This is a genomic window from Paenibacillus xylanexedens, from assembly GCF_007676705.1.
Lineage (GTDB): Bacteria > Bacillota > Bacilli > Paenibacillales > Paenibacillaceae > Paenibacillus > Paenibacillus xylanexedens_C.
The window spans coordinates 1-231 of the sequence record NZ_VEBF01000732.1; the positions used below are offsets into that span (position 1 = coordinate 1).

Here is a 231-nt window from a genome sequence, read left to right on the forward strand (position 1 = left end):
CCTGTTGTTGTCGGGAAGAAAATGAGGAAGGTGTGAATAGATAGGGACAATGTGATGCATCGACATGGGGAGGAGTCGACTGGAGGAGGGAGGGAGGAAGTCGTGGATGTGGTTGACGAGGGGTTCATGCTGGAATGGGGATTGCAGTTTGGGGGGGTTGGTGTAGTGGGTGTATAGGGGTTTGGGAAGAAAAGAGGGGATATGGGGTGGATATTTGTGGAGGTTTTGGGG

The 231-nt window shown here is 52.4% G+C and carries 1 protein-coding gene; it reads left to right on the forward strand.

Annotated elements, in window-relative coordinates; all coding sequences use genetic code 11:
* Window positions 1–54 precede the first annotated feature (54 nt).
* Entirely contained in the window at window positions 55–177 is a 123-nt protein-coding gene (locus tag FS628_RS32975) for a hypothetical protein (protein ID WP_260871262.1), read from the forward strand.
* Window positions 178–231: the final 54 nt, after the last annotated feature.